At 72.6% G+C, this 26,874-nt stretch carries 18 protein-coding genes; 10 read left to right on the top strand and 8 right to left on the bottom strand.

Annotated features, from left to right (window positions below):
- Positions 1-103: 103 nt before the first annotated feature.
- The 5 genes from rpsO to WMF39_RS24925 all read left to right on the top strand — a co-directional run bounded on the left by rpsO (position 104) and on the right by WMF39_RS24925 (position 7,979).
- On the top strand, positions 104-370 hold the full coding sequence (gene rpsO / locus WMF39_RS24945; RefSeq protein WP_272093461.1) for a 30S ribosomal protein S15: 267 nt from the start codon (positions 104-106) through the stop codon (positions 368-370).
- A gap of 555 nt (positions 371-925) precedes the next feature.
- Entirely contained in the window at positions 926-3,199 is a 2,274-nt protein-coding gene (pnp, locus tag WMF39_RS24940; RefSeq protein ID WP_437738979.1) for a polyribonucleotide nucleotidyltransferase, read from the top strand.
- 289 nt (positions 3,200-3,488) lie between these two features.
- Complete coding sequence (pyk, locus tag WMF39_RS24935) at positions 3,489-4,916, top strand: pyruvate kinase (protein WP_437738978.1); 1,428 nt, start codon at positions 3,489-3,491, stop codon at positions 4,914-4,916.
- The gene (locus tag WMF39_RS24930; protein ID WP_437738977.1) at positions 4,913-6,832 is read left to right on the top strand and encodes a serine/threonine-protein kinase; all 1,920 of its coding nucleotides are present in this window, start codon (positions 4,913-4,915) and stop codon (positions 6,830-6,832) included. The genes pyk and WMF39_RS24930 overlap by 4 nt, the downstream gene beginning before the upstream one ends.
- A gap of 85 nt (positions 6,833-6,917) precedes the next feature.
- Positions 6,918-7,979: a hypothetical protein gene (locus WMF39_RS24925; protein ID WP_437738976.1), complete on the top strand. Its 1,062-nt coding sequence runs from the start codon at positions 6,918-6,920 to the stop codon at positions 7,977-7,979.
- Positions 7,980-7,997: 18 nt separating this feature from the next.
- Here WMF39_RS24925 and WMF39_RS24920 read toward each other — a convergent pair whose 3' ends face one another.
- A complete protein-coding gene (locus WMF39_RS24920) occupies positions 7,998-8,756 on the bottom strand; it encodes a class I SAM-dependent methyltransferase (RefSeq protein WP_437738975.1) in 759 nt (252 codons plus the stop codon).
- A 96-nt stretch (positions 8,757-8,852) separates the two neighbouring features.
- Between WMF39_RS24920 and WMF39_RS24915 the strand changes: the two genes are divergently transcribed.
- Positions 8,853-9,350 (top strand): hypothetical protein, encoded by a 498-nt coding sequence (locus WMF39_RS24915; protein WP_437738974.1) that lies wholly within the window; start codon positions 8,853-8,855, stop codon positions 9,348-9,350.
- Positions 9,351-9,414: 64 nt separating this feature from the next.
- On the opposite strand, the gene WMF39_RS24910 is transcribed toward WMF39_RS24915, so the two are convergent.
- Both WMF39_RS24910 and WMF39_RS24905 read right to left on the bottom strand, forming a co-directional pair.
- On the bottom strand, positions 9,415-14,472 hold the full coding sequence (locus tag WMF39_RS24910; protein ID WP_437738973.1) for a translocation/assembly module TamB domain-containing protein: 5,058 nt from the start codon (positions 14,470-14,472) through the stop codon (positions 9,415-9,417).
- 210 nt (positions 14,473-14,682) lie between these two features.
- Positions 14,683-16,389, bottom strand: coding sequence for a protein kinase domain-containing protein (locus WMF39_RS24905; protein ID WP_437738972.1), 1,707 nt, complete (start codon positions 16,387-16,389; stop codon positions 14,683-14,685).
- Positions 16,390-16,759: 370 nt separating this feature from the next.
- On the opposite strand from WMF39_RS24905, the gene WMF39_RS24900 reads away from it, so the two are divergent.
- Entirely contained in the window at positions 16,760-18,283 is a 1,524-nt protein-coding gene (locus WMF39_RS24900) for a phytoene desaturase family protein (protein ID WP_437738971.1), read from the top strand.
- Positions 18,284-18,487: 204 nt separating this feature from the next.
- Here WMF39_RS24900 and WMF39_RS24895 read toward each other — a convergent pair whose 3' ends face one another.
- Together WMF39_RS24895 and WMF39_RS24890 are read right to left on the bottom strand one after the other, a co-directional pair.
- Entirely contained in the window at positions 18,488-19,780 is a 1,293-nt protein-coding gene (locus WMF39_RS24895; RefSeq protein ID WP_437738970.1) for a hypothetical protein, read from the bottom strand.
- 439 nt (positions 19,781-20,219) lie between these two features.
- A complete protein-coding gene (locus WMF39_RS24890; RefSeq protein WP_437747935.1) occupies positions 20,220-20,813 on the bottom strand; it encodes a hypothetical protein in 594 nt (197 codons plus the stop codon).
- A gap of 524 nt (positions 20,814-21,337) precedes the next feature.
- Here WMF39_RS24890 and WMF39_RS24885 point away from each other — a divergent pair.
- From WMF39_RS24885 to WMF39_RS24875, 3 genes are all read left to right on the top strand, one after another.
- Complete coding sequence (locus WMF39_RS24885) at positions 21,338-21,850, top strand: GNAT family N-acetyltransferase (protein ID WP_437747934.1); 513 nt, start codon at positions 21,338-21,340, stop codon at positions 21,848-21,850.
- 150 nt (positions 21,851-22,000) lie between these two features.
- Positions 22,001-22,609, top strand: coding sequence for a TetR family transcriptional regulator (locus WMF39_RS24880; protein WP_437747933.1), 609 nt, complete (start codon positions 22,001-22,003; stop codon positions 22,607-22,609).
- A gap of 56 nt (positions 22,610-22,665) precedes the next feature.
- Entirely contained in the window at positions 22,666-23,673 is a 1,008-nt protein-coding gene (locus WMF39_RS24875) for a Rieske 2Fe-2S domain-containing protein (RefSeq protein WP_437747932.1), read from the top strand.
- Between the two features lie 201 nt (positions 23,674-23,874).
- On the opposite strand, the gene WMF39_RS24870 is transcribed toward WMF39_RS24875, so the two are convergent.
- The 3 genes from WMF39_RS24870 to WMF39_RS24860 all read right to left on the bottom strand — a co-directional run bounded on the left by WMF39_RS24870 (position 23,875) and on the right by WMF39_RS24860 (position 26,719).
- Positions 23,875-24,681, bottom strand: a complete 807-nt coding sequence (locus tag WMF39_RS24870) for a ferritin-like domain-containing protein (protein ID WP_437747931.1) — start codon at positions 24,679-24,681, stop codon at positions 23,875-23,877.
- 70 nt (positions 24,682-24,751) lie between these two features.
- Positions 24,752-25,798, bottom strand: a complete 1,047-nt coding sequence (locus WMF39_RS24865) for a hypothetical protein (RefSeq protein WP_437747930.1) — start codon at positions 25,796-25,798, stop codon at positions 24,752-24,754.
- A 213-nt stretch (positions 25,799-26,011) separates the two neighbouring features.
- Positions 26,012-26,719: a hypothetical protein gene (locus tag WMF39_RS24860; protein WP_437747929.1), complete on the bottom strand. Its 708-nt coding sequence runs from the start codon at positions 26,717-26,719 to the stop codon at positions 26,012-26,014.
- Positions 26,720-26,874 lie beyond the last annotated feature (155 nt).

Below are 26,874 nucleotides of genomic sequence, written 5' to 3'. Positions count from 1 at the left end.
AGGCGTCACTTGGCCAGCCGCCGGTCCCGTTCTTCGGTTTTCGGAGAGGACGAGCCGGCCCGGACGCTCGGTAGCGCACCGGCAGGGCCATGGAGAGCCAGCCATGCTGCACTCGGTTCAGAAGACGGACATCATCCAGAAGTACGCGATCCACGACGGCGACACCGGGTCGCCGGAGGTCCAGATCGCCCTCCTCAGCGAGCGGATCAACCAGCTGCAGGAGCACTTCCGCACGCACCAGAAGGACCACCACTCCCGCCGCGGCCTGCTGAAGCTGGTGAGCCAGCGCCGTCGGCAGCTCGACTACCTGAAGCGCGTCGACATCGAGCGCTACCGCGGCCTCATCAGCCGCCTCAACCTCCGCAAGTAGCGCGATCCTCGGGCCGATCAGGCCTGAGGTCCCGGCGCGAGGCGTGTGCCGCACGCCCGCGCTGCGCGAAAGCAGGCGACCTCGCCTGCCGTCGGCCTGCCGGGCCTGTCTGTCCCACCTGCTGCTTCACCCCACCGCCGGCGGTTTGCCCCAGGGGCCCGTCCACGTGTGATCGGTGCTGCTCGCGGCCCGCACGCGTGCGGGCCGCCTCATCCGCGGCTCCGCGCCCGCCTTTCTGCACAAGCACCCCTGCGCGCGCGGTCGTTCCGGTCCCTTCCGTTCGGGAGGTTTTGCGGGACGCACCCCTGAACGCCTGCGTTTTGCGCTGGCGAGAGTGGAGCGGACGCTCTAAGGAGGTCACTCATTGACCACGGACCGGCGGGGCGATCGGGCCTCGCCGTTCCCGAGCGCGGGCTCCGCGCGTCTTCGTCTTCGCTTCGTGCGCAGCAGGTCGGCTCCTGCGCAGGAACCGAGGAAGAAGAGCAGCCCCTCGCGCTCGGCGTAGCGCCGCACGCAGCGGCCCTCGCGATCGTGCGAGAGAGAGCTGAAATCCCAATGTTCGTTCGTGAATCCGTCATGGTGGGTGGCCGTGCCCTCACCCTCGAGACCGGCCGCCTGGCCAAGCAGGCCCACGGGGCCGTGCTCGTCACCTACGGCGATACGATGGTGCTCGTGACCGCCGTCTCGCAGGACGAGCGGCCGGGCCTCGACTTCTTCCCCCTCACCTGCGAGTTCGTCGAGAAGACGTACGCCGCCGGCAAGATCCCCGGCGGCTTCTTCAAACGCGAGGCGCGCCAGCGCGAGGAGGAGATCCTCTCGAGCCGCCTCATGGATCGCCCGCTCCGCCCCCTCTTCCCGGAGGGCTTCAAGCGGGACACGCAGATCATCGCGACCGTCCTCTCCAGCGACAAGCAGAACAAGGCGGACGTCCTCGCGCTGACGGGGGCGAGTGCCGCGCTGCACATCTCGGACATCCCCTGGCACGGGCCGGTCGTGGGCGTGCGCGTGGGCCGGCTCGACGGCGAGTTCGTGGCGTACCCCACCGTCGCCGACATCGAGCGCTGCGACATCGACCTCGTCGTCGCCTGCTCGCGCGACGCGATCGTGATGGTCGAGGGCGGCGCCGCGGAGGCGACCGAGGCGGAGATCATCGACGCGCTGATGTTCGCGCACGAGACCGCGCAGCCGGTGATCGATCTGATCGAGAAGATGCGCGCCGCGGTGGGCAAGCCGAAGCGCGAGTTCGTCGCGCCGGCGCTGCCGGACGAGATCAAGCGGCGCGTCGCGCAGATCGTCGACGAGGACCTGAAGGCCGCGACGAAGGTGACCGACAAGAAGGCGCGCTACGACGGCTACAGCTCGCTCAAGAAGAAGCTGACCGAGACGCTGAGCGCCGAGCTCGGCGCCGAGAAGCTCCTGCCCGTCCAGGGGCTCGTGAAGGCGGAGTTCGAGGAGCGCAAGGCGCACGTCGTCCGCACGTACGTGATCGAGGAGGGCAAGCGCATCGACGGCCGCGACGGCAAGAGCATCCGGCCGATCATGTGCGAGGTCGGCCTTCTGCCGCGCGTGCACGGCAGCGCCCTGTTCCAACGCGGCGAGACGCAGGCGATCGTCACGACGACGCTCGGCACCTCGACCGATGAGCAGAAGATCGACGGGCTCATGGGGGAGACGTGGAAGCGCTTCTACCTCCACTACAACTTCCCCCCCTTCTCGACCGGCGAGACGAAGCCGCTCCGCGGCCCCGGCAGGCGCGAGATCGGCCACGGCGCGCTCGCCGAGCGCGCGCTCTCCCGGATGATCCCGGCGCCGGATCAGTTCCCGTACACGATCCGCATCGTGTCGGAGACGCTCGAGTCGAACGGCTCGTCGTCGATGGCGGCCGTCTGCGGCGGGTGCCTCTCGCTCATGGACGCGGGCGTGCCGATCAAGTCGCCCGTCGCGGGCATCGCGATGGGGCTCATCATGGAGGGCCAGCGCTACGCGGTGCTCTCGGACATCCTCGGCGACGAGGATCACCTCGGCGACATGGACTTCAAGGTCTGCGGCACGGCGCGCGGCGTGACCGCGATCCAGATGGACATCAAGATCGCGGGCCTGAGCCGGCAGATCCTGGCGCAGGCGCTGGATCAGGCGCGCGAGGGGCGGCTCCACATCCTGGGCAAGATGCTCGAGACGCTGCCGACCACGCGGCCCGAGCTCAGCCAGTACGCGCCGCGGATCACCACGGTGCGCGTGAAGCCCGACCAGATCCGGCTGATCATCGGCCCCGGCGGCAAGACCATCAAGGGCATCGTCGACCAGACCGGGGTCGCGATCGACGTCGAGGACGACGGCACGGTGAACGTCGCGTCGGCCGACTCCGACGCCGTGAAGAGGGCGCTTGACATCATCAAGGGCCTGACGGCCGAGCCCGAGGTCGGCGCGACCTACAAGGGGACGGTCAAGCGCATCACCGACTTCGGCGCCTTCGTCGAGATCCTCCCGAACACCGACGGCCTGCTGCACATCTCGGAGATGGCCCACACGCGCGTCGAGCGCGTCGAGGACGTCCTCAAGGAGGGAGATTCGCTCGACGTGAAGGTGCTGAGCGTCGATCGCGAGGGGAAGATCCGGCTGAGCCGGCGCGAGCTGCTCCCGCTCCCGGAAGGCGAGGAGGGCGATCGGGCGCGCGAGCGCATGGCGCAGGCGCGCGACGCCGGCCCGCCGCCGCGGCGCGATGGGCCGGGCGGGCGAGGCGGCGATCGCGGCGGCGATCGCGGATCGCGGCCCGGTATGGAGCGCGACCGAGGCGGACCGCCGCGCGAGCGCCGAGAGCGCCGCTCCTAGTCACAAGGCTCCAGGCGGGATCTCATGCCGCGCTGCGGCGCGCGCCCGAGCCGTCCCGCCGCTCACTCGCCCTCAGAAAGATCTCCGATTCGCAGCGATCCGCGGCCGTGCGCGCGGATCGCTGCTGCGCACGGCCGGACGCCGCGCTCCGCTGCTGCGTTGACGCGCGCGTGCGCCGCGCCGCGCAGCGGCTCATCCCCCAGCTGCTTTGTTGGAATCCGGTGAAGTCCGCATGGCCCGTTCACAATCAGGGTAGTGTCGCGACCCCTGCTCGTGGCATGCTCCGCCCGTGCTCGTACGCAGAGCGAAAATCGTCTGTACCATTGGCCCTTCGTGTGACTCTCAAACGACGCTGGAGCAGCTTATCCGCGCCGGTATGGATGTCGCTCGACTCAACTTCTCTCACGGCTCGCATGAGGATCATGGCAAAGCAATCGCCACGGTCCGTGCGGCTGCGGAGGCATGCGGGAAGCCTGTGGCGATCCTGCAGGACCTCTGCGGCCCGAAGATCCGAGCCGGTCGCTTCCCCGGCAACACCTTCGAGGTGGCTGACGGGGCTACCGTTTGGCTGACCGAGGCGAACAGGGACAGCCCTGTCGCGACGCCCGGCGAGATCCCGATCCTCTACGAGGGGCTCGCGTCCGATCTGCAGGCCGGCGACGTCATCCTGCTCGACGACGGCCGCGTCGTCGTCACCGTGACCAAGGTCGAAGGGGACCGCGTCCAGGCCGGCGTGACGCAGGGCGGACGCCTGCGCGATCGCGTCGGCGTCCACCTGCCCGCCAGGCGTGTGCGCATCTCCGCGCTCACCGAGAAGGACAAGGCCGACCTCAGCTTTGGCCTTGCGCAGGGGGTCGACTACGTCGCCCTCTCGTTCGTCCGCAACGCGGACGAGGTCCGGCACGTCCGCGACATCTGCGAGGCCTGGGGTCGCCCGACGCCGATCGTCTCCAAGATCGAGACGCCAGGCGCCATCGACAACCTCGAGGCGATCATCCTCGCCTCGGACGGGGTGATGGTCGCGCGCGGCGATCTCGGCGTGGAGTTCAACCCGGAGCGGGTGCCGATCATCCAGCGCGAGATCCTCGGCCTCGCCCGCGTGCACCAGAAGCCGGTCATCGTCGCGACCGAGATGCTCCAGTCGATGGTGACCGCGACGCGCCCGACGCGCGCCGAGGCGAGCGACGTGGCGACGGCTGTCTTCGACGGCACCGACGCGGTCATGCTCTCGCAGGAGACCGCGACCGGGGCGCACCCCCCGCTCGTCGTGCGGATGATGGCCCGCATCGTGACGGAGGCCGAGCAGAGCTCGTTCTACCGTTATCTCTCGAGCGAGCAGCCTGGCCAGCGCGCCAACGTCCCCGAGGCGACCGCGCGCAACGCGTGCGACATCGCGCGGGACATCGGCGCGAAGCTGATCGTCGCGTTCACCGAGAGCGGCCTCACCGCGCGGTACGCGTCGAAGGCGCGCCCCGTCGTGCCGATCGTCGCCTTCTCGCCGAACGAGACGACGCGCCGGCGCCTCGCGCTGCTCTGGGGCGTCGTGCCGCTCCCGATCGACGCGCTCCGGAACTCGGACGAGATGATCGAGCGCGCCACCGGGTACCTGCTTGCGAACGGCCTCGTCTCGCCGGGCGACAAGCTCGTCACCATCTTCGGCGCTCCTGTCGGCGTCTCGGGGTCGACCAACACGATTCGGGTGAAGGTCGTTGAATGAGCCTGCCCGCCCGCGATAGGGGCTCGTCGGGCGAGCAGGATTCCCTCTCCAGAAACGCGGGCGCAGACGTCCTCCCGAAGCTCGAGAAATACGAGCTGATCGAGGAGCTAGGCCACGGCGGAATGGCCACGGTCTACCGCGCCCGCGACCCGCGGCTCCGCCGCGAGGTCGCCGTCAAGATCATCCACAAGCACCTCCGGGAGAACGCGGAGGTCGGCACCCGCTTCGTCGCCGAGGCGCGCGCGGCGGCGAAGCTGCGCCACCCCGGCATCGTCGAGGTGTACGACGTCTCCAGCGAGCAGGACCGCGAGCGCTACCTCGTCGTCGAGCTGCTCCGCGGCGCCACGCTGCGCAAGATCCTGGGCGCCCACCGCGAGATGCCGGCCGAGATCGGCGCCGCGGTGGTGCTCGAGCTCTGCGACGCGCTGGAGCACGCGCACGCGTCGGGGATCATCCACCGCGACGTGAAGCCGGAGAACGTGCTCGTCGAGCTGCCGTCCGACCGCGCCGGCGAGAGCCGGGACGGCGCGAGCGTGGTGATCAAGCTCACCGATTTCGGTATCGCCAAGATCCTCGACGCTCAGGGCGTCACCTCGACGGGGCAGGTGCTCGGCTCTCCGGCGCACATGGCGCCGGAGCAGATCGAGGGCGGCGAGGTCGACGCGCGCACCGACGTGTTCGCGCTCGGGGTGCTCTTCTACGAGTGTCTCGTCGGGCACCTGCCGTTCGAGGGCAAGAACCCGGCGCAGGTGCTCCGCAAGGTGCTCGAGGGGATCTACCCGGAGGCCGAGCGTGAGCGAGCCACCGTGGGCGCGCGCTGGAGCCGGATCATCGCGGGCGCCCTCGCGCACGACATCGCCGCCCGCCCGGCGAACCCTCGCGCGCTCGCGGATCAGATCAGGGCCGAGCTCACGGCGCTCGGGATCGCGGAGCCGCGCGCCGAGCTCGCCGCCTACTTCGCCGACCCGGCAGGCTACGCCGAGCGGCACGTCGCGCGGCTCGTCCCGTGCCTCGTGGCGCGCGCGGAGGCCGGCCGCAAGCGCGGCGACGTACCCGGCGCGGCCGCCGACTACAACCGGGCGCTGGCCCTCGCGCCGAACGACCTCACCATCCTCAAGCGGCTCGCGAAGCTGAACGCGAGCCGCAACCGGCAGAAGCTCGCGCTGCGCGCGCTGCTCGTCGCGCTCGGGTCTGTGGCGCTCGGCCTCGCCGCGTTCACGATCGCCCGCGCGCTCCGCGACCCGCCGCCGGTGGACGGGGACGCGCTCGCGGCGGCCGAGCCGCCGCCGACGCCGCCGACGCCGCCGACGCCCATCGACGCTTTCATCCCGTCGCCGAACGTGCGCGCGGTCGCGCCGAGCGCCAGGGAGGTCGCGAGCGCGCCGCGGCCCCGCGCGCGGCCACCGTTGCCGCACATCCCGCCCTCGGCCGCGCCGACGGAGGACGTTCCGGCGGTGCGCGACGTCGTCTTCCAGATCGTCCCGAGCGGCGCCAGGCTGGTGCTCGATGGCGTCGAGATCAGATGGTTCGGCGCGAACAAGGTCACGCCCCTCAAGATCGGCACACACACCGTTCACATCAGCGTGCCCAGCTCGCGGTGCTGCAAGCCGTATGCGGGCGTCATCTCGGTCGTGGCGCCGAAGCCCGGCGTCTCCGCGCCGCAGCGGATCATCCACAAGCTGGAGATCCTGCCCAGCACGATCGTCCTGAGCGGCGCGCCGCCGAGCGCGCAGGTCGCGTGCCCGCAGATCGGCCTGATCGGCTACGCGGGCACCCCGCAGGCCGTGACCTTGAACGACGTGTCCTGGAGCGGGAGCTGCCTCTTCACGCCCGCGTCGCCGGAGGCCGCGCCGCGCGTCGGCAACGTGACGCTGGTGGCCGGCGAGCCGAACACGGTTTCCTGGCCGTCCGGCTGACGGCATTGCCGTCATTGTGGCGTCCGCTCCGGAATTCTCAGCATCCTCGTCCAAACTCCGCTACATCACGGCGCACCCCTTCCGCATGGCTGCGCGAACTCCAGGCAGGAGATCTCCCGGCGCTCGCTTCCCATCGGTCGGGGGCTGCCGCGCCCTGCGCGCGCCGCGGCGCCTCGCGGCGGCGGCCGCCGCCGCCCTCGCGCTCTGCTTCGCGGCGCCGGCGCGCGCCGACGACGTGCAGCAGTTCGAGCTCGCCAAGACGCGCTTCGACGCCGGGCATTATGAGGAGGCCGTGAGCCGCTTCGCGGCGATGCTCGATCCCGCGAACGCGCCCTGCGAGCGCGGCCCGATCGAGGCGGAGGGCAAGCCGTGCAGGATCTCCGAGCCCGGCCTGGTCGAGCGGGCGCGCGGCCTCGCCGCCGCGGCGCTCGTGGCGCTGCGGCGCACGAGCGAGGCCGACGCGTACATCGAGAAGATCCTCCTCGACAACCCGGTGTACTCGCCGAACCCGGCGGTGTTCCAGCCCGAGGTCCTCGATCGGTTCACCGCGGTCCGGGCGCGCATCCGGGCGCGCATCGAGGAGGTGACGCGGCAGAAGGCCGAGGCGCAGCACGCGGCGCGGCTGCGGGTCGAGCGGAGCCGCGCGGACGAGCGCCGCTGGGTCGCCGAGATCCATCGCCTCGCCGGGCGCGAGCGGGTCGTGGCGCAGAACTCCCGCTGGACCGCGATGCTGCCCTTCGGGGTGGGGCAGTTCCAGAACGGCGACGATGGGCTCGGGTGGTTCTTCCTGGTGAGCCAGGCCGTCGCCGGCGGGACCTCGATCGTCTCGGCGATCGCGCTGGCCAGCTACGAGAACGTCGACATCTCGCCGAGGTCCTCGGGGCAGGGCGGCGGCCCGATGCAGAGCGTCGACATCGACGCGCTGAACAGCCGTATCGGGACCGCCGCGGCCGTCAACCGCGTGGCCTTCGGGGCGTTCGCGACGCTCGTCGCGGCCGGGATCGCCCACGCGCAGATCACGTTCGTCCCCGAGCGGGTCTCCTTCCGGACGCGCCCCGTGCCGCCGCCGCCGCCGAGCTTCACCGCCGCGCCGACGATCTCCGTGGTCCCCGGCGGCATGGTCGCGGGGCTCACCGGACGGTTCTGACCGGGGGCGCCGCGCGGCTCACGCCTTCCGCGCGGCGGCGATCCAGAACCCGCCGAGCTGCGCGAGCGGCGTGTCGCACAGCGCCCACTCCGCCCGGTGCAGGAGGCGCCCGAGGCCCGGCACGCGCATCGCGGCCGCGAACGGCGTCACGATGCGCACCCCGCGCGAGGCGACGACGCGCACGCCGTCCGGCATCAGGGCGGCGGCGGCGGTCGGCGCGTCGAAGCGCGTGAAGACGGCGCTCTCCCGGGTCCTGTCGCTGATGGCGCCCGCCGGGCCGAGCCGCTTCACGAGCCCGCGCAGGCTGTAGGGGTTGTAGAACTCGGCGATCACGTGCCCGCCAGGCCGCACAACGCGCGCCATCTCCGACAGCGCGCGACGGACGTCCTCCACGTGGGCGAGCACCTTGAACGAGCACGCGACGTCGAAGCTCTCGTCGGCGAACGGCAGGTCGGTCGCGCTCCCCTCCACGACGTTGAGCCCGCGCTCCCGGGCGCGATCGAGCATGCCGGGCGAGAGATCGACCCCGCGGGCGGCGCGCGCGAACGCGCCGATCCGCGCGAGCAGGAGCCCGGTCCCACACCCCACCTCGAGCACGTCGCGGCCCTCGCCGAAGCGGCGCACGAAGTCGACCTCGAGCGCGTCGACGAGGTCGTGGTAGCCCCCGGGATCGCGCCCTCCGCGCCGGGCCTCGTAGCGCGCTGAGAACTCGTCGTAGTACGCCCGCGTCGCGCGCAGGTGCTCGTCCGTGCCGACCTCTACCGTCTGGGCTCCCATGGGCCCGCTATAGTACTCCGCGCCGCGCGCTGCCCGCGCTCCTTGCGCTCCTTGCGATTCACCGCGCCGGGCCGCATCTCTCCTGCGAGGTGACCCATGAAACCCGGCGACCATCCCGATTTCTTCCGCTTCGCGCCGCCCCCAGGGACCTCCCGCGAGAGCTCGATCCGGCTCGATCGCGAGGGCCGTTTCTGGCACGACGGCGCCCGGGTCGACCATCCGGCGCTCGAGCGCGGGCTCCGGTCCTGGATCGGGCGGCACCCGGACGACGGCCGGCCGATCCTCACGAACGGCTACGACTGGTGTTACTTCCAGGCCGAGGACGCGCCGCTCTTCGTCGACGCGCTCCGGATCGGCGAGGGCGGCGCGGTCTCGCTGCTCCTGTTCGACGGCACGGAGGAGCCGCTCGATCCGGCGACGCTCTCCCTCGGCGAGGACGGCGTCGTGTACGCGCGCGCCCGGAGCGGCGCGCTCGAGGCGCGCTTCTCGCGCCACGCGCAGACGCAGCTCGCCCCGCTGCTCGTCGAGGCCGAGCCGCCCACGCTCTGCGTGGGCGGGCGCGAGGTCACGCTGCCCCCGCGGGCCGCGCGCTAGCCCCGCGCGCCGGAGATCCAGAGGAGGATCGCCGTCGCGCCGGGCCGATGCGGCCGCGCTCGGCTCAGTACCGGTACTGCCAGAGCAGGTCGAGCATGCCCGAGGTCGCCTGGCGCGCGTCGACGCCCACCGTGCCGCGGAGCGTCCAGTGCTCGCTGAAGCGCCAGTCGATGGTGACCTCGGTCCGCGTGCCGCGCTCGCTCGCCGTCCCGCCAGGGGTCGGCCCGCTCGATCCCGTCGCGGCGCTCTGCTGCGCGCCTTCCTGGAAGGTGGCCAGCGCCGTCAGGTTGTCGCTCAGCCGGTAGACCACGCTCGTCCGCAGCGCGCCCTCGGACGTCGTCCCGAACCGCGTCGTCAGCCCGCGCAGCGGCGCGATGCCGCTCAGCAGCGCGTTGAACTGCGCCGACGCGATCTCGCTGCCGAGCGACGCCGCGACGCCGCCGGCCGCCCGGCCCGCGGGCGTCTGGGAGCCCGCGGCCTGCGCGCCCTCCGAGAAATCGGCGCCGAACAGGAGCCGCGCGAGGATGTCCTGCTGCGAGCTCGGCGGGCTCGAGGTGAAGCGCAGCGACCTGTCGGTGATGGGCCGGAGGTTGCCGTTGAAGGCGACGTGGATGCGCGTGCCGTCGGGGGCGTCCCAGTGCGCCGTGACGTTCAGGTGCGGGTTCGACGCCTCTTCCTCGCGCAGGCGCACGCGCCCGCCCTCGATCTCGAACGCCTTGCCGTAGATCTCGAGCTCGCCCCGCGTGACCACGATGCCGCCCGACACCCGCGTGTCCTCTCCGATCACGACGCGCGGCGGCGCGTCCTCGGCGCTCTGCAGGCGCAGCCTTAGCCCTGCGCCGCTGACGAACGCGTCGCGCACGTCGAACGCCACGGAGTAGCGGAGCGCGTCCGCCGCGCGCCGCTGCTTCTCCGGCCCGAGCGGCTGCGAGACGGAGATGTCGGGGTTGTCGCCGAGCGGCTGGACGTCGCGGCTGCTCGTCGCCGGCAGCGAGACGCGGAGCGTGGGGACCGTCGCGTACAGGGCGAGCTCGCCCGGCTTCTTCTCCGCGATGAACGACAGCGCCCCGGAGGCGGTCCCGAGCGGCACCCCCTCGAGCGTGAGCGGGAGGGCCTGGTCCTCGGCGATCGTCAGCGCCCCGGCGCCGTCGCGCAGCGAAAGCCCGGCGAGCCGGAACAGGGCCCAGCCCTGCGCCATCCCGGTCGTGCCCGCCGCGCGGAAGCCCTCGATCCGGAGGACGCCGCCCTCGGCCGTGATGCGGGCGGCCACGTCGCGCAGCTCCTGCCCGAGCTCCGGGATGTGCACGACGCCGTCCGTGACCTCCAGCTGGGCGCGGAGGTTGCCGTCCGCGTCGGATGGGCCACCGAGCTCGATGCGGAGGTTGCCGTCCAGCGTCCCATCGACCTTGCTCAGCAGGCCGCCGACCAGCGGCTGGAGCGCCGCGAGCCGGAAGCGCTCCGCGGAGATGGCGAGGTCCGTGCGCTCGCCGTCGAGGACCGGGATGAACCCGCCGCGGAAGCGCACGCTGGCGAAGGCGTTCGCGCGGATCTTGCCGCCGCGCCGGCCCTCGAGGGCGAGCTCGGTGACGCGGAGGTGCCCGCGCCCGGCCTCGCGCATCGGGTCGATCCGCAGCGCGAGCACGCCGCGCTCGAAGGCGAGGTCGCTCCCGAGCGTGACGCCCGGCACCGTGAGGCGCGCCTTGAGCGACGGCGCGATGTTGAGGCCGCGCATCTCGATCTCGCCGCTCACGCGCCCGGCGATGCCGCTGTCGGCGAGCAGGGGGATCTCGCCGAGCGGGACCTCGCGCAGCGTCGCGCGGAAGGAGCCGGTCCACGCCGGGGGCGGAGGCGTGCCTTTGAGCGCGCGCGCCGGGACGTCCGCGAGCAGGCGCTCGAGCGGGGCGAGCACCTCGGCGCTCACCGTCGCGATCTCGGCCGCGCCGCGCGTGACGTGCGCGTCCAGCGTGGCCTTCTCGCTGTCGTACGTGAGCCAAGCGTCGAGATCGGTGGGGAAAAGGAGATCCGTCGCGCTCGAGGCGCCCGGCGGCGCATAGGTCAAGCCCCACCAGAGGGTGCGCGCCGTCAGGAACGGACGCTCGATCGTGCCGCTTGCGTACGCGTCGATCCGCACCTCGCCGGCGAGCGGCGGGAGCGCCTCGCGCACGAACGAGGGCAGCGTGGCGAGCTGGTCCATCCCACGCCGCGGGATGGAGGCGTGCGCGGCGATGGGCGAGCGCAGGAGCGACGACCACCGGTCCGCGGGCGGCCCCGTGAGCGCATCGAGATCGAGCTCGATCGCGCCGGAGACGTCGGCGAGCAGCCCGCCGTCGTACAGGGTCAGCGCGGCGTCCGCCTTGCCGGTCGCGCCGCTGAACGAGCCCTTGAGCTGCGCGTCGACGAAGCGCGACTCCCAGGCCGGGCGCTCGGCGCCCAGCCGATGAGGACCGGCGAGCGCGAGGCCGTGCGTCCGCACGAGCACGTCGTGCAGCGAAGGCAACGGATCGCCGGCCGCGCGCGACACCCCGAAGCTGGTCGTGAGCTTGCCGCGCACCTCGCTCACGATGTGCCCGATCGGCATGAGCTGCGCGAGGCAGCCGAGGTCCCAGTCGTTCGCGGCGACCTCGGCCTTCCCGACCAGGGTGGTCCAGGTCTTCGCGTGCAGGAGGGGCCCTTCCAGCGTGCCCTCGGCGCCGGACACACGCACGCTCGCGAGGGTGCCGGCGCACCGCGGGAGGGCGTCGTTCCACGCGCCGTTCGGCGGCTGCCCGCCGGTCCCGTTCGGGTGCGGCGATTTCGCGTCGATGCGCACGGACCCGTCGGCCTTGACCTGGTCGCGCTCGAAGGTCGCCGTGAGCTGCGCCGAGATGCCGGACAGGAACGCGACCTCGCCCCCCGTAAGGCCGAGCCGCACGTGGCCCGAGCGCCCGGTCTCGCGGTCCCGATCGAGCGCGACGTCGACCTCCGCGCGCCCGCGCACGCGGATCGGGATCCCGAGGATCCGGGCCACGCGGCCGACGTCGATGCCGTCGCCCCGGAGGCGTCCGGTCACGTCATCGCCCCGCACCGCGAGCCGGCCCTTCAGCGAGCCGAGCTCGGCCGAGGAGAGATCGAGCCCCTCGACGGCGAGCCCGCCGGCCGAGGAGGTGATCGCCGTGATCTTCCCCGCGACCGCGGCGCCGTCGCGCTTCAGCTGGAGCTCGACGTCGCGGAGGGCGAGGGGAGCGGCGCTCAGCCGCGCGGAGGCGCTCAGGGAGTCGTCGCCGTCGGTGAGCGTCGCGCGGAGCTTCGGCGAGGCGAGCGGGCCGGAGATCTGCGCGGTGACCTCGTCGAGCGCGTGGCCGCCGGCGAGCGCCTCCTTCCCGGAGAGCGAGGCGTCGATCGAGAGCGCGTCGATCGGCCCGGAGACCCGCCCCGCGACGCGCGCGCTGGCGAGCGCGACGTCCTGGCCGACCCGGAGCCCGGCGAACGCGCCTTCGACGCGCGCGTCGAGCGCTCCCTCGCGCAGGCTCCCCTCGACGCGCACGCGGCCGGCGCCGTCGACGGGCCCGGCGAGGCGCGGCGCCGCGGCGATCGCCGGGATGTCGGCCGTCGCCGCGAAGCGGAGGCCCTGCCCGCCCGGCAGGAAGGAGACGGCGGCGTCGATCGGCGCGCCCGGCTCGTGGAGGTGCGCGCGCGCGTGGAGCTCGCCGCGGTCGAGCACGAGGTGGACGTCCGCCGCCGGCACGCGTTGCCCGAGCAGCGCGATGGGCTCGGTCCGCGCCTCGACGGAGAGCCGGAGCAGGTCGCCGAGCTCGACGCGCACCCGGCCGTCCGCAGTGATCAAGGGCGCCGGCTCGGAGCCGCGCTCCAGCGCGGGCTTCGTCGCTTCGGCGCGGAGCCGGGCGGGCGCAACGCGGGGCAGGGCGGGCGCGGCGTGGGTCAGGGTGGGTACGGCGCGGGGCCGGGCGGGCGCGGCCGGGGCGGGCGCCGCGCCGGCCGGTACGGGCGCCGCGCCGCTCGCCGTATCGGGCGAGAGGCGCACGCCGAAGAGCCGCAGATCGACGTCGCGCGCCTGGACCTCCGCGTCGAGCCGCACGGGCCCCGCCACGTCGAGCCGCCCGGTGAGGGCGAGGCCGCCGCCCGCGGGGCCGGCAGGATCCGCCGAGGCCGAGGCCACCACGTCGAGCTGAGGGAGGTGGCCGTTCACGGCCACGCGCGCGGAGATGGGCTCGGTGAGGGGGTGATCCGGGAGGAGGCTCCGCAGCTGCTCCGGCGTGGCGCGCGGGACGCTCACCTGCGCCTCGAGGTGCTCCTCGTCGAGCACGGCCCGCGCGGTGACCTCGACGTCGGCGAGCCGACCGGCGAAGCTGCTCCACATCCGGACCTCGTCCCCGGCGCGGAGGTGGTAGTTCGCCGTGCCCGCCGTCCTGGCCGGCAGGAACGCGCGATCCACGAGGCCCGTCTGATCGACGTCGACCGCGACGCCCTCCGGGCCGACGTGCACCGACCCGAAGAGCCGGCTGACATCGGCGTCCAGCGCGCGCGGCGGAGCGACCTGCCCGTGGACCCACCCGCGCCCGATCTCGACGTGCGAGAGGGCGACGACGACGTCGCGCGGAGGCCCCTCGGGCTTGGACGAGGGCGGGCTTCGCGGCGGCAGCGGCGTGAATGTGTCGCCGAGGGTGACGCCCCCCGCGCCGTTGTCCTGGACCAGCACGTCGGCCTGCTCGACCCGGATGTACGGGACCTCGATGCGGAGCGCGCCCGCGCCGAAGAGCGCGCCGCGGAGCATCGCGAGCACGTCGGCGCGCGCCTCGAGGCCGCTCGCGCGGATCACCTTGTTCCCGCGTGGATCGAGCGCGACCGCGGATCGGATCCGCACGCCGCCCAGGCCGAGCGCGTCGATCTCGTCAGCGACGATCCGCCCCTGGAACAGCGAGCCGAGGAGCCGGTTCGTGGCGTCGCGGGCCACGCGGCGCGCGGCGGGCGTGTCGAGGTGGAGCGCGACGCCGACGGCCGCGGCGCCCGCGAACGTCAGCGTGAGCCCGAGCGCCGCCGCGACGGCGGACGCAGCGCGGCGGGCGCGTCCCGGCGCGCGCGGTGCCGAGGAGCGCCGCGCCTCGGGTGCGGGGTCGGGCGTCACGGCGGGTAGCTTAGTACGCACGGGGCGCGGCGACCGTGCTGGCGCGCGGCGCGACGGCAGGCGGCGGAGGAACGCCGCGCCGCCGGGTCGAGCTCCTCGGGGGCGCGCCCGCGCCGGATCCACGCGCGCCGCAGGGAAGTCCTCGCCGGAGCTCCACGACCTGCGACACGCCGCCACGATGTGCGCCCGAGGCGCGCCGGAGCGGAGCGGTCAGCCGGCGAGCCGCTCGAGCTCCACGAAGAGCGTGCCGAGCTCCGGCTTCGATCGGAGCGGCGCGCAGAAGCGGCTGGCCAGGTGGAGCAGCTCGGCGTCGAGCTGATCGACCCTCCGCCCGATCTCGGCGATGCGCTCCTGGGACTCCCGGCGCCGCGCCTCGAGCTGCCGGTCGAGCTCTTCGAGGCGCTCGCGCAGCTTCTTGATCTGCGCGTCCACCTCGGCCACCTCGTGCTCGCGGGCGATCGCCTCGCTCTCCGCCTCGTAGTCCGCCTTGCGCGACGCATACCAGCCCTCGACGAGCTCGGCCAGCTTGCGGTAGCTGGCGGCGAGCTCGAGGTAGGGCTCGGCGAACCCGCACCGGCCCTCCCAGCGCACGGCCTCCTTGTGCGCGATCAGCACCTCGGGGACGAACGCCTGCGTCGCCGCGCTGAGCGGCGCCACCCTGGCGCGGAACGACCGGGCCTCCTCGCGCGTGAGCGAGGCGTCGACCGTGAGCGCGTCCATCGCCCGCCCGATCTGCATCCGGCCGTCGCGCCACTCCTCGGCGACGCCCTCGAGGCGCCGCTGCTCGTCGAGGGCCCTCGAGCGGAGATCGGCGTGCTCCCGCACGACGCCGCGCAGCGCCTCGAGCTGCCGCTGGATGTCCACCGGCGCCGACGCGCCGAACGCGCGGGCCGTCATCCGCTCGAACAGCTCGAGCCGGCTGACCCAGGGATCGCGCCCGGCGCCCCTCGATCGCACCGCCGAGTCGCGCGGCATCGCCTCCGGCGGCGGGGGGAGCGCGATCCGGCTCGCGGCCGCGATCTCCTCGAGCTCCGCGAGCACGCGGTACGCGTCGACGGGGCGCTCGGAGGGCTCCTTCGCCAGCAGGGCGCCGACGAGGCGGTCGAGCGCGTCCGGCATCTCCGGGGCCAGCTCCTTGAGGTGCGGCGGCTGCTCGTTCATGTGCTTCAGGATCCAGCTCGCCGGATCCGGGGCGTCGAACGGCAGCCGCTGCGTGATCATCTCGAACATGATGACCCCGAGCGAGTAGAGGTCCGCCGGGGGGCCAGCGTCGATCGTCGTGCTGCGCTCTGGGGCCATGTACTGCGGTGTGCCGAAGATCTCGCCGAGGTTCGTGAGGCGCGCGTCCTGCGCGCAGCGGGCGATGCCGAAGTCGAGGAGCTTCACCCAGTCGCCCTTCATCAGGAACACGTTCTCCGGCTTGAGATCGCGGTGCACGACGTCGAAGTCGTGCGCTCGGCCGAGGGCGCGCGCCATCTGCACCCAGATGGGAAGGGCCCGCGCGAGCGGCACCCGGCTGCGCTCCACGACGTCGGCGAGGCTCGTCCCCTGGAGCAGCTCCATCACCAGGAAGGGCAGCCCGTCGTCGGTGTCGCCCTGATCAAAGATCTCGATGATGTTCGGGTGCGCGAGCCGCTGCGCGTGCCGTGCCTCGCGCCGGAAGCGCTCCCGCGTCGTCGTGTCCTGCGCGAACTCGCGGTTCAGGATCTTGATGGCGCAGGGGGTGCCGATCAGCTTGTTGTATGCCCTGTAGACCGTGGCCATCCCGCCGATCCCGAGGCCCTGCTCGATGACGTACCGACCCGCGATCGACGTCCCGATGCGGGGATCCTTCTCGGAGACGAGCGACGAGCCGTCGATGAAGCAGAAGGCGCTGTCGGCCGGGTAACGCTGATGGCACTGCGGGCAGGTCTTCATAGCGGGCACGTCGGCTGCAAGGCTACACTCTACGGGGGGCCGCTCTCGAGGGTCAACGCTCGGCGCGCGCCTCGGCGCTTTGTCGAGTCGTGGTGTGCTGCGCTGCCTTGCCCTGCGTGATTCCGCGTAGCCCGGCGTCTCCTCGCGCGGCCCCGCGTTCTCCCACGTGGCACACGCGCCTCCTCGCATCCCGCGGCCTCCCCTCGCGTGGTCTCGCGTGGTCTCGCGTGCTCTCGCGTCTGCTAGCGTCTGCTAGCGTCTGCTAGCGTCTGCTAGCGTCTGCTAGCGTGATTCCAGCGCGGTTTTCGCGTGATTGCCGGCGGCGCGGCGCGCGCCGCGCGGGCTCTCCGCGATATGTTCTCGTGACGTCATGGACGAGGCTCCCTTGCGCGCGGTGGTGATCGGCTCCGGGGTCGGCGGCTCTGCCGCGGCGCTCCTCCTTGCGCACGCCGGCATCCCGACCCTGCTCGTCGAGAAGGAGCGCCGCCTGGGCGGCTCCTCTGCCGCTTACGAGAGGGACGGCTTCCGTGTCGACACAGCCACGCACATGCTCGGCTGTGGCGAGCAAGGCCCGGTCGGCGAGGTGCTCCGCCGCGTGGGCCAGGGCGACGCGATCACCTTCCAGCAGAGCGACGAGCCGGCGGCGCTCTGCTTCACGGGCGCCCGCGCCGGGACCGCGCGCGCTCGCCGCGTCGTCCTGCGGGCAGATCTCCTCCGGCTCGCCGGGACCGCCCTGGATCTCGCGCGCGGCCTCGACCTCACGCCGCTGGAGGCCGCGGGCGCCGCGCGTCTCTTCGCGCACGCGGCGGCGATGCGCGACGTCGATCTGGCCGCGTGTGACGACGTGACGGCCGAGGCGTACGTGGCCCGCTTCATCCCACGCGCCGCGGCCGCCGTTCGGCTCGGCGGGCTGCTCGGCCTGCCGCTGCTGCTGCCAGGCGCCGAGGCGTCTGCGGGCGAGGCGCTGTTCTCCTTGCGCCGGCTCGCCCGCGCCGGCCGGCAGCGTTATCCCGAGGGAGGCGCGTCGCGGATCCCCGAGGTCTTCTGCCGCCTGGCCCGGGAGCTCGGCGCTGCCGTGTGGACGGGCGCGACCGTACGCCGCGTGCTGGTGCACGATCGTCGCGTGCAGGGCGTCGAGCTCGAGGACGGAACGGCGCTCCCCGCGCGCATCGTGGTGAGCGCGGCCGGGCTCCTGCGCACGGTGTCGGGCCTCGTTGGTGAGCCGCACTTCCCCGACGCCTACGTGGCGCGCGTCCGTGCGATCGCGCCTCGACCGAGGCTGGTCGAGGTCAAGATCGGGCTGCGCAGGCGGCTCGTCTCGGCGGGCGCGCTCGCCGGTCTAGCCGGCGGCGCCGGCGCGCCGGCGTTTCCGTTCTATTGCCTCGCGCCGACGCGCTTCGACCCGTCGCTCGCGCCGCCTGGACATGAGCTCCTCTGCGCGTGCGCCGTACCGGGTGGGAGCGGCGGCGCCTCGCGCGGCGGACCCGGCGCGACGGTCGACGAGCTCTTGCGGGCGCTGTCGGCGGCGGTGCCCGGCGTGCTCTCCCAGGCGATCTTCGTCGACGGATCATCCCCGGACGGAGGCGGAGAGGCGTGCGCTCCGGGCGGCGAGCTCGCGTCGGGGACGGCGCAGACGCCTGGCCAGGTCGGCCGCGCGCGGCCGGCGGTGTACACGCCCGTGAGGGGGCTGTACCTCGCAGGGCGCGCGGCCGGCGGGCGCGGCGCGGGGATGGATCTCGCCGCCTCGAGCGCGATGGAGTGCGTCGACCGCATCCTCGTCGATCTCGGCCGCGATCTCGGCGCGCCCGCCCCGCCCGCGCTGGTCGACATCGCGGGCGATCTGCTCGGGCGCGCCGCGGGCTCCACCGCATCGTGGCTCACGCGCCCCCGCTAGAGCGACGGTCACCCGCTTCGGATACGGGCCCATCTCGGCGTTTTCGGTGCTCAGCGCACCGGAGTGCGCTTGCGCGCCGAAAACGCCGATCTGGGCCCGTCTCCTGTGCGGGAGACCGCCGCTCTGCTGCCGCTCTGCTGCCGCTCTGCTGCCGCTCTGCTCTGGATGGTGCAGAGGTGGGCAGGAACCGCTCTGGCCCGCGCTTCAGCGCGTGGTCGTGGTGCCACGGTTGCCCCGCGCGAGCGCGTCGAGCGGCAGCTTCTGATCCTCGAACACGGCATCTAGCTCCTCGCTGCCCCGCTCTCGCACGCCGGAGCGCGGCGACAGCTCGGGGCGCACCGAGGACGCCGGGGCCATCCGCGCCGACAGGGGCCCCATCGTCTTGATCGACGGCGGGGGCTCGGCGCTCGAGAGCGCGCCGGGCGGGACGGAGCGCACCGAGGGGGGCGAGCTCGCCATCGTGCGCAAGGACGGCGGGCTCGGCAGGCTGCGCCTGGAGGAGGGCGGCCCCGCTTGCGCGCTCGACGGCATCGGCGTGGGTCGACGCGCCGCAGGGCCCCCTGGCAGAGGGCGCGACGAGGGGACCGGCGGCACGCTCGGCTGCGCGCGCGTCGACGGAGGTGGACCCGACAGGAGCTGTGAGCGCATCGACGGAGGCGGACTCGACAGGGGCTCGGGGCGCGACGACGGAGGCAGGCTCGACAGGCGGCCGCTCCCGGCGGCCTCTGCATACGCATATGCGGGGCCCGAGAGCGAGCGGGCAGAGGGCGGCGGTGCCGATGGTGACCCGCCCGGCGCGTACGCGCTCGGCTGCGTGCGCGCCAGCGGCGGCGCGGAGGGCACCGACGGTGGGGAGCGGAACGAAGGCGGCGCGCTCGATGGGGGCACCGGCGTGAGCGCGTGGCTCGCGAGGGGCGCCCGGGCCGACGGCGGGGCGGCGGAGCGCGCCGATGGCGGCGGCAGCGTGCTCTGGCTCGTCGACCTCTCGCGGACCTGCGCCGCGAGGCGAGAATCCGCGCTCGCGCCCGCCCGCTGCGGTGCGCGGGAGTCCGCGCCCGAGGCCGCCTTGTGGCCGAAGGTCTCGCTGCGCTGCGCCCCGATCATCGTGTAGCGCCCGCCTCCCTCGTCGCGCCGACCCGCGTCGCGCTGCGAGTTCATCTCGCGCGTCTCGCGCAGCGCGCCGCTCAGCATCGCCTCGAGCTCTCGCTCGCTGACCTCCTCATCGAGCCGCAGCAGCGTCGAGTGGACGTCCCGGGCGAGCGCCTCGAAATCGGCGGGATCCCTCGCGTAGATGCTGTTGGACAGGAGGATCGCGAGCGGCCGCCGCTCGGCGGCGATCGTCGCGGCGGTGGCCGCGTCGCAGCGGTGCAGGAGCACCCCGCAGCCCGGCGCCACCGCGAGGCACAGGCTGAAGAGCGCCGGCCACGCGGGATCAAGGACCACAAGAATGCTGGGCACATGAAGCGGGGTTGCGGTGATCTGCGCGCGGCGGTCCATGGCAGCCCGAGGATAAACGAAACTGCCCGAGCGATCGTAGTTCTCTTTCTCTGAATCGGTCATTTTTACTCTGCTTGTACGTTCCGCGTACGTTCCGCGTACGTTCTGCGATGAGGCCAGTGGCGTCGATCTCCTACAGCTCGATTGCGTGTGCGCCATTCATTGCGGCGTCGCGTCATCACGTCGTCGCGACGTCGCGTCATCGCGTCATGGCGTCACGGCGTCGTCGTCGTGACATCGACCTTTCGGCTCCCGCGTCCGCCCGGTGCGCGTCCTGCTCCGGGCGGGGCGCGCGCCGCGCGCCCCCGCCCGGATGAGCGGCGGAGGGCGCGCGGCGTGGCAACGCCGGTAGCGCGGTGGGCGTCGCGGGCTCGGTGGACGCGGGGAGACGACGTGGTGTGATGTCTGCGCGGCGCCGCCTCGCCCCGCGGCGCCGCGATCACAGCCCGGTATAGATGGTGGCGAAGGAGGCCGCCTCGCCGCGGAGAAGCAGGCTGAGCCGCGGGTTCGGCACCTTGAAGGTGTGAATCTTGGCGTTCCGCACGTCGAGCACCGCGAAGGCGCCGCCCGGCGTGCTCTCCGCGAGCCCGTTCATGAGCAGGTTCAGCACGACCGAGACGCGCTTGGACGACAGGGGCTCCCCGCGGAAATACATCTTGATGACATGCGGCGTCCCATCGATGACGAGCCCGAGCTCCGGGTTGACGTTGATCTCGAGATCGCCGAGGCGGTACGTCGACGTCGGCGGCTCGAACCATGTCATCCTCGTCGAGGCGAGGAACTTGCGATATCCGTTCACCACCGACGGGTAGATGCGGCGGCGCCGCTCGTCGTGCTGCGCGGCGAGGAAGCCGTCGAGCACGCTGGTGGGCTTTCCGCTCCTGTGCATGTCGACGATCGCCTCTCGCACCTGCCTGTAAAAGTCCGTGTGGAGCTCGTCCTTCCGCTCCTTGAACTCCCTGACGCCCGTCAGCTTGGGCGTCCCGGCCTTGAGAACGAAGTCGACAAAGTACGTGAGCGAGATCTTTTCCATGAAGTCTCCTCCAAACGAAGCATTCCGGCGCGCCATTTACACGCTCGTGCGAGAGACACGCCGTCGCGCCGCGTTCTTGATGTCTACCATGGATAGTCATCTTCGACCCGTCGGGAAAGGGATCGATCGGACGGACATTGTCCCAACCCGTCAGGGGCGGACGGCCGTGCCTGCGATCGTAAAAATATTTGTGATTACGTGTATTTGCGTCTGTCTTCGGGCGCCGGTTCACCCTGCGGCGCGGCCTTCCGCTAGGCTGTGCGAATGGCCATGACGAGAAGAGGCGCGCGCGGCGAAGGTAATCGACAGAATCCAGCTGTTGTCCAGGGGATGTCCTGTGGAGAACGCCTGTGGAGAACTGGAGAGGAAGGGTCGTTATCGAGGCGTCGACCCGGTCGGACATGGTCTGTCATAACCGCGTCCTCCTTGGCGCTTGACGCGGCTCGCGGGCGGGGGATCGCGCCGGGCGCTGCCCCTTGCGCAGGCCGATCGGCGGAGGGGCGCCGGCCCGGCGGGGTGCGTCGATGATGGACGTCAGGCCGGAGCGCGCGGGGGATGAAGCGGGGATCCGCGCCGTCCACCTCGCGGCGTTTCCCTCGGCGCTCGAGGCGGATCTCGTGGACGGGCTGCGGGACGCGGGGCGCGCGGCCGTCTCGCTGGTCGCGGAGACGGACACGGGCATCGTCGGACATGTCCTGTTCAGCCCCGTGACGATCGCCGGCGACGGCGTCCCCGGCAAGGGCCTCGGCCTCGCGCCGCTCGCGGTCTCGCCTGGGCTTGCGGGCCGCGGCATCGGCTCTGCGCTGGCGCGACGGGGGATCGCGGCGTGCAGGGACGCCGGCTTCGCGTTCGCCGTCGTCCTCGGATCGCCTGAGTACTACGCTCGGTTCGGGTTCAAGAAGGCCAGCCTGTACGGCCTCGGCAACGAGTACGCGGCGGACGAGGCGTTCATGGCGATCGAGCTCGCGCAGGGGGCGCTGGAGCGCGCCCGAGGCGTGGTCATCTACAGCCCCGAGTTCGGCGTCTTCACGACCTGAGCCCGAGCCCGGCGTCTTCACGACCTTGTCTCGCGTCCTCTCCGTCAGATCGCCCTGCCCGTCCCGACGGCGACCCCACCCCGCGCGCCCGGCGCCGACCAGGTGACGATCGGGCTTGCTAACATACATTCTCGAATGTATATGAGGTGGGTGCGACGGACGAAGGAGGAAGCAGCGGCGACGCGCGAGCAGATCCTCGACGCGGCGCTGCGCGTCTTCAGCCGCAAGGGATACTCGGCGGCGACGCTGCAGGACGTCGCGGCGGAAGCCGCGCTGACGCGGGGCGCGGTCTACTGGCACTTCAAGGGCAAGGTCGAGCTCTACTCGGCGCTGATCGGCGAGCGCTTCGCCAAGGCGAACGAGGTCTTCGCCGAGGCGCTCTCGCCCCGGTACGCGCCGCTCGAGTCGATCGAGCGCCTGCTCACGCGCTCGCTCGAGTACCTGGAGGAAGATCCAGAGTACCGCGCGGTCCTCTCGATCACGCTGTTCAAGACCGAGCTCACGCCCGAGCTGGAACCGGGATTCCAGCAGAAGATCGCGAACGCGCGCCGCCTCGTCGACATGGTCGCCGACCTCGTGCGAAAGGGCATCGCGGCCGGCCAGATCGACCGCGCCACCGACCCGAGGGCCGCGGCCCTCGCGGCCGTCAGCCTCGTGCACGGCGCGACCGCGCTGCACCTCATGGACCCGACGGCGCTGGAGTCCAGGGCCGTCGTGCGCCGCATGGTCGCGACGTTCCTGCGCGGGCTCCGGCGCTGAGGGCGTTTTTTGTGTCGATTTACATACATTCATGAATGTTTGCTGGAGGTGAGGTCATGTTCCTCAGGGAGTACTGGTATGTTGCCTGTGCGTCCTCGCAGCTCGGGGATGCCCCCCGCGCGGTCCGGGTCCTCGACCGGGACATCGTTGTATTTCGCGGAGACGGCCGCCGTCCCCGCGCGCTCGCGGATCGGTGCTGCCACCGCGGCGTCAAGCTGTCTCTCGGGCGCGTGGCCCGGGGAGAGCTTTCGTGCGGATACCACGGCTGGAGGTACGGCGGCGGCGGCGAGTGCGTGCACATCCCGTCGCTCGCGGGGGACAGGCGCATCCCCGAGAGGTGCGGTGTCCCCGCGTTCCCGTGCGCGGAGCAGGACGGGTATGTGTGGGTCTGGCTCGGCGAGGGCCACGGCGGAGCGCCGCCGCCCGCGCCGAGCATCGACGGCTTTGCGGCGCACCGCTGGGATCAGGGCTCGGTGGAGCTCGGGTGCTCGTCCATCAAAGGCCTGGAGAACAACCTCGACTGGTGTCATCCAGCGTTTGCGCACCCGTGGACCCACTGGCAGTTCTACACGGCGCTCTTCCGCGGCCTGCGCGAGGAGCTCCTCGAGCTGCGGCCGACGCTCGATGGGATGACGCTGCGCGGGCCGGTCCGCGAGGACGGCGGCGCGCCCGGGCAGCGGTCGCTGCAGACGCTGCTCTCGTTCAAGCTCCCCGACCGCGTCGAGGTGCGCTCGCTGGGAGGGCCCTCGCGCCGGATCGTCCTGCACTTCGTCCCGACCGCGCCCGATCGGTGCCGCCTGGAGTGGATGAGCGCGAGGGCGCTGCCCTTCGGGGCGCGCGTGCGCTTTTGCCAGGAAGAGCCGGCGATCCTCCGGCAAGACCGGCTCCTCCTGGAGAGCGCGGAGCACACCTGCGCGGAACAGGGGCCCCTCCGCGAGCACCACGTCGAGGCAGACGCGCCAGCGCTGCTCCTGCGCCGCATCCTCGAGTCGGCGGCGCGCGGCGAATGGGCGGAGAGGCGAGCGAGCCTGCCCGAGCGGCGGGTGATCCGCGTGAGGGGGTAGTGGTCAAATTTGCCCGGAGAGAGTTCACATGAAGGCGGGAAGACGGGAAGATCATTGATCTTTTCTTCCCGCCTTCCCGCCTTCATGTTCAATTTTGACCACTACCGCCGGCGGCGCTGCGTGCGAGGGCTGGCGGGGTCCGGCTCGGGGGGCGCGGCCGTCTTGCGGCGCCGCGCGGCGGATGGATGGGAGGCGTCCGGCTCAGGGGGGCGCGGCGGACCTGTCCGGCGCGGTCGCCGCGCGCCACGCGGCGGCCGCATCGAGGCCGTGCTCGCCGAAGCGAGGCGCGTAGTCCCGCTCCACGGCGCGCTCCAGGATCTCGCCGTACCGCGCGGGCGGCATCAGGCCCCAGGCGCGGTCGTCGTCGGAGATCGCCGCGCGCCTCGCGCCGCCAGGGGGCATGTAGCTCCTGCGCAGCCGCGTGAACATGCCGTGGAGCTCGCGCTCGACCAGCTGCCGCACGGCCGGCGCGCACGGCTGCTCGAGCAGGTAACGGAGCAGCGTCCAGCCGAAGTCGCGGTGCCGCACCTCGTCGCGCAGGATGCGGTCGAGCGCCCGGCGCGCGACCGGCACGGTGCACCCCTCGCGGAGCACCTTGAAGAGCGGGACCGCGACCGTCTCCCCCAGGCAGAACACCTCGACGCCCGCCCGGGCGACGGCCATCTCGAGCGGCTCGTCTCCGCTGCTCCTGAGCCCGAGCGTCTCGCGGCGGAGCGCCGGCAAGGCGCCGCCGCCCGCGCGGGCGTGGACGCGATGGCTGAGGCGAGCGTGCGCGAGCTCGTCCTTGACGATGCGGAGGCCGTCGTCGATGAGATCCGGCGACGCGCCCATCTGGATCAGCCAGAGCGTGAGGTGCTGCGTGATCGCCGCCGAGCGGTACTCGGCCTCGACGCGCCGCCCCCACTCGGCCCGCACCGCGTCGCTCGCGGGAGGGAGGGGGGCGAGCTGCCCGCGCGGCGCCTCCGCGTCAGCGGCGCTGTCCTGGTCTGCGTCGGGGGCGTCCGTCATGGGATCACGCTAGGCGGGGAGTTTGAGGGCGGCAAGACGGGAGGCGGGCGCTCACCGCCCCCCGAGGAGCTCACGGCGACGCGCTCGGGCGCGCGCCAGGCGGCGCGCACACCTTCACGGTCGAGCCGCAGGCGTCACAGGCCTCCTTGTAACAGGGGTTGATGACGAGCTCCTGGCAGCGCGTCCCGCTCGGACACGCCTCGTCGACCTCGCAACCCTGGCTCGGGAAGCAGCCTGCCTCGGCCAGCACGGGGGTATTCGAGGCGTCGCCGCAGCCTGGCGTGAGCCAGCGACACGTCGGCCCGAGGTTGGCGCACGCGTCCTCGGTGGCGGCCGTGAGACAGAGGTCGGGGGGCGGCGGGTTGCAGAAGATCTCGGCTACCTGCCAGCTCCAGGTGTCCTTTTGCTGAACGCACACGGCCTCGGTCGGCATCGGGCCGCAGCCGGTCATCATCTCGTAGGGGCAGGGCCCGCTCGCTGCCACGCAGGGATCCCCGTCGGTCGGCATCACCTCGGGACACACCGGCGCCGGCGGGTTGCAGGCCGGTGAGATCGGTTCGGACCACGTGGCGTCGTCACCGCACGTCACCACCGAGGGGCAACCGGTGGCGTCATAGTGGCAGGTCGTCCCGGGCTCCGCGCAGGCGCCGCCGGCCTTCGGCACCTCCACGGGGCACTCCGGCGGCGGCGGGTTGCAGGCCGGCGAGATCGGTTCGGACCACGTGGCGTCGTCACCGCACGTCACCACCGAGGGGCAACCGGTGGTGTCATAGTTGCAGGTCTTCCCGGGCTGCTCGCAGGCGCTGCCGGCCTCCGGCACCTCCGCGGGGCACTCCGGTGGCTCCGGCGGGTTGCAGGCCACCGTGGGTTCCTCATACCACTCCCCGCGCATACACGTGCTGTCGATCGGGAGGCCGCACAGCTCCTTACCATAGTTGCACGAAAGGCCGTCCTCCTCGCAGCTCGATCCGACCTCCGGCGCCGACTCGGGGCAGCCGCCGCTCGTCACCGTGGGATCGCACCCCGGCAGGGCCACCGCGCCCGCGAGCGAGGCCGCCGCGGCGACGGTCACGATGAACGGCGCCTTCAGCACCTTTCGCTTCTTCTGCATGAGCATGGTTCGAGGGGTCCTTTCTTTGGCACAGGTTGGCGCAAGGTCACGTCCTCGCGCGCTCCAAGGCTGGGTCGAGCAAGCGAGGTGCCAGGGCGATCCGTGGCGGACCCGGGAGCGAAATTTGTCAACGGGAAAGGAAAATGACGCCCTGGATGTGCCTCTCCACAGCGCTCGTGGGAGCCGGCGAGCGCTCTCCCGCTCGGGCCATGCGCCGATTCAGCGGCAGGCGCTGATCTGCACGTCGTCGATGTTCCAGCCCGACATGGGCGCGCCGCCGAAGGCGATGACGGCGCTGTAGCCGAACCGCACGCGCAGGCTCGAGCTCTTGTAGGGCGTCAGATCGTAGGTGACGCGCTTCCATCCGGACTCGGTGACATCGTCGTGCGGAGATTCGTAGACGATCCGCCAGCGCGATCCGTCGAAGACCTCGACGCGGGCCTTGTTGCGGTAGGTCGTGTTCAGCCATCGCCAGAACGACAGCGTGACTCGCCCGCTCACGAGCGCGTCGACGGCGGGGCTGGTCAGGTAGCGCTGCGGGTGCGGCGCGGTGACGCTGGGGCTGCCGCCGAGGACCACGCCCGCCACGCCGTCGTCGCCGGCCTCGGTGTGATCGCTCGCCGGATCGGGGAACCCCGCGCGCTGGTCGCTCGACGCCCTCGCAGGCCCGATCTCCCACCCCGCCGCGAGGCTCCACCGGGTCGCCTTGTCCGCGAAGGCCTCCGTGAAGAGGACCCGCGCGGAGCACGGCGCGCTCGGGTCGACGTTCCCGGGGGCGCCGCGGAACGCCGTCGGAGAGGCCGCCGCCCAGTCCAGCGCCAGAGACCCGTCCCCCTCCGCGAGCCATGGCGCGTCCGCCGGGCCGGGAGTGCACGCGGCCGCGGCGAGGCCGCACAGGACGGCGGCCTGCCCAATCCACCTGTTCATGGTCGCTCCTACGAACGTTCAATGCCGGAGGCGCAGACACCCTTCCGCAGGGCCGTCGCGCGGCATCGAGAGCACGTGTTTGTAGGCCCGAACCGGGGCGGCGGATAGCCCACGTGAGCGGCGGCGGATGCGGTGAGATCGGCGTCGCGCCCTCC

It is taken from the genome of Sorangium sp. So ce1504, assembly GCF_051521635.1.
In the GTDB taxonomy this organism is placed as follows: domain Bacteria; phylum Myxococcota_A; class Polyangia; order Polyangiales; family Polyangiaceae; genus Sorangium; species Sorangium cellulosum_B.
Note: the sequence above shows the minus strand (reverse complement) of the source record. Positions and strands in the feature narration are given on the sequence as shown.

Bases quoted from the DNA above. Each gene is read 5' to 3' on its own strand.
- rpsO (WP_272093461.1), top strand. From the start codon at position 104: ATGCTGCACTCGGTTCAGAAGACGGACATCATCCAGAAGTACGCGATC.
- pnp (WP_437738979.1), top strand. From the start codon at position 926: ATGTTCGTTCGTGAATCCGTCATGGTGGGTGGCCGTGCCCTCACCCTC.
- WMF39_RS24930 (WP_437738977.1), top strand. From the start codon at position 4,913: ATGAGCCTGCCCGCCCGCGATAGGGGCTCGTCGGGCGAGCAGGATTCC.
- WMF39_RS24925 (WP_437738976.1), top strand. From the start codon at position 6,918: ATGGCTGCGCGAACTCCAGGCAGGAGATCTCCCGGCGCTCGCTTCCCA.
- WMF39_RS24920 (WP_437738975.1), bottom strand. From the start codon at position 8,756: ATGGGAGCCCAGACGGTAGAGGTCGGCACGGACGAGCACCTGCGCGCG.
- WMF39_RS24915 (WP_437738974.1), top strand. From the start codon at position 8,853: ATGAAACCCGGCGACCATCCCGATTTCTTCCGCTTCGCGCCGCCCCCA.
- WMF39_RS24905 (WP_437738972.1), bottom strand. From the start codon at position 16,389: ATGAAGACCTGCCCGCAGTGCCATCAGCGTTACCCGGCCGACAGCGCC.
- WMF39_RS24900 (WP_437738971.1), top strand. From the start codon at position 16,760: ATGGACGAGGCTCCCTTGCGCGCGGTGGTGATCGGCTCCGGGGTCGGC.
- WMF39_RS24895 (WP_437738970.1), bottom strand. From the start codon at position 19,780: ATGGACCGCCGCGCGCAGATCACCGCAACCCCGCTTCATGTGCCCAGC.
- WMF39_RS24890 (WP_437747935.1), bottom strand. From the start codon at position 20,813: ATGGAAAAGATCTCGCTCACGTACTTTGTCGACTTCGTTCTCAAGGCC.
- WMF39_RS24885 (WP_437747934.1), top strand. From the start codon at position 21,338: ATGATGGACGTCAGGCCGGAGCGCGCGGGGGATGAAGCGGGGATCCGC.
- WMF39_RS24875 (WP_437747932.1), top strand. From the start codon at position 22,666: ATGTTCCTCAGGGAGTACTGGTATGTTGCCTGTGCGTCCTCGCAGCTC.
- WMF39_RS24870 (WP_437747931.1), bottom strand. From the start codon at position 24,681: ATGACGGACGCCCCCGACGCAGACCAGGACAGCGCCGCTGACGCGGAG.
- WMF39_RS24865 (WP_437747930.1), bottom strand. From the start codon at position 25,798: ATGCTCATGCAGAAGAAGCGAAAGGTGCTGAAGGCGCCGTTCATCGTG.
- WMF39_RS24860 (WP_437747929.1), bottom strand. From the start codon at position 26,719: ATGAACAGGTGGATTGGGCAGGCCGCCGTCCTGTGCGGCCTCGCCGCG.